The organism is Streptomyces sp. WELS2 (assembly GCF_013870595.1).
In the GTDB taxonomy this organism is placed as follows: domain Bacteria; phylum Actinomycetota; class Actinomycetes; order Streptomycetales; family Streptomycetaceae; genus Streptomyces.
This window is the reverse complement of record NZ_JACBWZ010000659.1, coordinates 1-3,547: the sequence shown is the minus strand read 5'-3', so window position 1 is coordinate 3,547 and position 3,547 is coordinate 1. Positions and strand designations below refer to the sequence as shown.

3 protein-coding genes and 1 pseudogene are annotated in these 3,547 nt (G+C 73.9%); 1 reads left to right on the top strand and 3 read right to left on the bottom strand.

Going from position 1 to position 3,547, the window contains the following annotated elements; translation table 11 throughout:
- Positions 1-45 precede the first annotated feature (45 nt).
- From H5J33_RS27610 to H5J33_RS27600, 3 genes are all read right to left on the bottom strand, one after another.
- Positions 46-1,545, bottom strand: a complete 1,500-nt coding sequence (locus H5J33_RS27610) for an MFS transporter (RefSeq protein ID WP_181797550.1) — start codon at positions 1,543-1,545, stop codon at positions 46-48.
- A 111-nt stretch (positions 1,546-1,656) separates the two neighbouring features.
- Positions 1,657-2,346 (bottom strand): HAD family phosphatase, encoded by a 690-nt coding sequence (locus tag H5J33_RS27605; RefSeq protein WP_181797549.1) that lies wholly within the window; start codon positions 2,344-2,346, stop codon positions 1,657-1,659.
- A 20-nt stretch (positions 2,347-2,366) separates the two neighbouring features.
- A complete protein-coding gene (locus H5J33_RS27600; protein WP_181797548.1) occupies positions 2,367-2,846 on the bottom strand; it encodes an Lrp/AsnC family transcriptional regulator in 480 nt (159 codons plus the stop codon).
- Between the two features lie 230 nt (positions 2,847-3,076).
- Here H5J33_RS27600 and H5J33_RS27595 point away from each other — a divergent pair.
- Positions 3,077-3,547: pseudogene (locus tag H5J33_RS27595) on the top strand (FUSC family protein); the annotation flags it as partial.

The following is a 3,547-nucleotide window of genomic DNA, read 5'->3' as shown; positions in this document are numbered from 1 at the left end:
GCGGCACAGCAGGGCGTTCACCATCGTCGGTGGCCGGCCTCCTCCTCACGCGCCCGGCCGTACGCCCTCCACTGCGCCGCCCTCGCCCCGGCCCGGCCCGACCGGCTCCGCGGTCTTCTCCGGCTCGGGCCGTACATGGCGTCCCCGCAGGTCGGCGACCGCCAGCAACAGGGCGACCAGGATGATGCCCACGGCGGAGAGCAGTCCGAGCTGCATCGCCGTGTCGGTGCGGCCGTGGTTGGCGAGGTGGGCGAAGTACACCGAGCCCACCACCGCGATCCCGGCCGCCGAGCCGACGCGCTGGCCCGTCTGGAGGACGCCACCGGCCGCGCCCGCGCGCTGCACCGGGACCCGGGTGAGGGTGAGGGTGGTGTTCGGGGAGACCGTCAGGCCGGACCCGGCGCCTCCGACCAGCAGCGGCAGCGCCGACGCCCAGCCGATGTCCGGCCCGGGCACGAGGGCCACCGCCGCCATCACCCCGAGCAGTCCGAGGGCCACGCCGCCCAGCCCGATGACGACCAGCTTGCGGCCGAACCGCACCACCAGCCGCCCGCCGGCGGCGGCCCCGACCGCGGAGGCCGCCGCGAACGGCAGGACGGTCAGCCCCGACGCCAGCGCGCTGTAGCCCACGCCGTTCTGGAGGTACAGGGCGTAGAGGAAGAAGACGGTGGTGAAGCCCGCGAAATAGGTGAGGCTGATCAGGGCGCCCAGCGTGAACGAGCGCAGGGAGAACAGGTCCAGGTCCACCAGCGGGGCGCGCCCGAGCAGTCCCTGCCGGCGCTCCCAGGCCCAGAACGCGCCCAGCAGCACCAGCGCCAGCGGCATCAGCGCCCACTTCTCCCGTCCGGTCCACTGCTGCTCCTGCACCAGGGGCAGCATCAGCGCGAGCACGCCCGCGCCGAGGAGCAGCACCCCGAACAGGTCGAACACCTCGCGCTTGCCCGCCGCCGGGTAGCGGGGCAGCAGCCGCAGTCCCGCGGCGAAGGCGGCCACCCCGATCGGCAGATTGACGAAGAACACCCAGCGCCAGCCGTCGTCGGTGCCAGCGGCGTCGATCAGCAGCCCGCCCACCAGCGGGCCCGCCGCGGTCGACACCCCGATGACCGTGCCGAGCACACCGAAGGCCTTGGCCCGCTCGGAGCCCTGGAACATCTGCTGGATCAGCCCCGAGGTCTGCGGCGCGACCATGCCCGCCGCCGTGCCCTGGATCAGCCGGAACGCCACCAGCCAGCCGGGCCCGGAGGCGAGCCCGCACGCCAGCGAGGCCACCGTGAACAGGGCGAGGCCGACCAGGAAGGCCTGGCGCCGGCCGCGCATGTCGCCCAGCCGGCCGGCCGGGACCAGCGCCAGCCCGAAGGTGAGGGCGTACCCGGAGACCACCCATGACTGGACCGCCTCGGAGGCGCCCAGCCCGTGCTCCAGGGAGGGAAGCGCCACATTCACGATCGAGGTGTCGAGGAGCGAGATGAATCCCGCCGCCAGACAGACCCCGAGCGCCTTCCACCGCCGCTCGTCGGGGGCGGGCCGTGCCTGGACTGTGCTCATGGGGTCACGCTATGCAGTCACGGCCGACCGCGCACGCGCAGAGGTCCGTCCGTAGCGGACCCGGTGCGCGCGGCCGGACGTGCGCCGCGCACACGCCGAGGTCGTGCCCTTTCAGCGGGCCCCGTCGCGCAGCCACGCGTACGCCGACCGTGCCGTGAAGTCCGCCTGGCCGCCGCGCAGCAGCAGTGACGCGGTGGTGAACTCGGGGGCGTCCGCCTGGGCGGGGACGTACGGGAGGGCGATGCAGCGCATGCCGGCCGCGTGGGCCGCGGCGGCGCCGGGGGCCGCGTCCTCCAGGACCACGCAGTCGGCCGGGGGCGTGCCGAGGCGGCGGGCCGCCTCGAGGAAGACGTCGGGGGCCGGTTTGCCGTGGGGGACCTCGTCGGCCGAGACCGTCGTCCGCAGGTGGGCGGCGAGGCCGGTGCCCGCGAGGACGGCCTCGATGGCCTCGGGGGAGGAGCCCGAGGCCACCGCCATGGGGACGTTGTCCGCGGCCAGCAGCTCCACGAACGCGCGCATCTGCGGGTACGCGCGGGTGCGGGTGCGGGCCAGGTCCAGGTAGCGGCGGTTCGTCTCGGCCAGCAGCTCCGGCACCGAGGCGCGCAGTCCGTAGCGCTCCCGCCAGATCCGTACCGTCTCCCGGGTGCTGATGCCGACGTAGCCCTCGTGGTCCGCCCAGGTGAATCCGGGGATGCCGTGGGCGGCCAGGGTCTGCCGGCTCGCCTCGTAGTAGTTCGGCTCGCTGTCCACGAGCGTTCCGTCGAGATCGAAGATGACCGAGAGTGTGCCGAGATCGCTCATGGCGCCCAGCATGCCCACCGTCAGCCGCGCGCCGTCGCCCGGCCTACCGACTCCACCAGGGGCAGCAGCCGGTACGGGACCCGCTCGCGCAGCGCCACCTCGGTGCGGGTGCGCACCACGCCCGGGAGGCTGATCAGCTTCTGGATCACGTCCTCGAGGTGCGCGTTGTCCCGGCCCACCACCCGGGCGAGCAGATCCCCGCCGCCGGTGATCGAGAAGGCCTCCACGATCTCCGGGACGGCGGCCAGCGCGTCCCCCACGTCGTCCAGGTGGCCCTGGGTGACCTCGATGTGTACGAACGCCAGCACCGGATGGCCGAGCGCGGCGGCGGAGAGGGAGGGGCCGGTGCCGGTGATCACGCCGTCCCGCTCCATCCGGTCCAGGCGGGCCTGGAGAGTGCCCCGGGCCACGCCGAGGATGCGGGCGTACTCGCGCACGCTGGTGCGCGGCTGCTCCAGGAGCAGTCGCAGGATGCGGGTGTCGAGTTCGTCCACGGCCATGATGGACGACTGTACCAATGGCCCAGCCGAGCCCGGGTCCGGTACGCCTTCCCACCTGGTCCGTTGGCATTCCGGTGGGTGCGGGTGGAGTGCCGGTGCTGGGCCAATGGCACGGCGAATCGAGGCTCACTTGAGCCAGTGACCCCGGTGATGCTCTCATGGACGTGTCAATGGCGCTGCGGATCCCCGCGGCGCCTTTTCCGTATCGGTGTTCCCAGGGGAGGGCAGCAGTGCTGAAGAGGATGTTCGTGGCACCGGACCCAGGGCGGGCGCGGTTGCGTTTCGCCGCGCGGGCCGTCCTCGGCATCGGGCCGGCGGTCGTGGTCTGCGGACTGGCCGGACACTCCCTCCCCGGAGCGGTCACCGGGGGGCTCGCCGCGCTGCTCGCGCTGTTCACCGTCGCCGACCCCACCGTGCGCGGCCAGGCGGTCACCACCGCCCTGCTGCCCGTCGTGGGCATCCCGGTGCTCGCCGCCGCGGCCGGACTGCACGACCACCCGGTGGCCCGGGACCTGACCTTCCTGGCCGTCACCGGCGCCGGCGTCTACGCCCGGCGGTGGGGCCCGCGCGGGCACAGCCTCGGCGTGTTCGCCTTCATGACCTTCTTCGTGGCCCAGTTCCTGCATGCCACCCCGGACCGGCTGCCCGAGCTGTACGCCGCCGTGCTGCTCTCCGTGCTCACGGCGGCCGGCGTCCGGTTC

What these genes read in the sequence shown, in the direction of transcription:
- H5J33_RS27610 (WP_181797550.1), bottom strand. Translation starts at nt 1,545, where the DNA reads ATGAGCACAGTCCAGGCACGGCCCGCCCCCGACGAGCGGCGGTGGAAG.
- H5J33_RS27605 (WP_181797549.1), bottom strand. Translation starts at nt 2,346, where the DNA reads ATGAGCGATCTCGGCACACTCTCGGTCATCTTCGATCTCGACGGAACG.
- H5J33_RS27600 (WP_181797548.1), bottom strand. Translation starts at nt 2,846, where the DNA reads ATGGCCGTGGACGAACTCGACACCCGCATCCTGCGACTGCTCCTGGAG.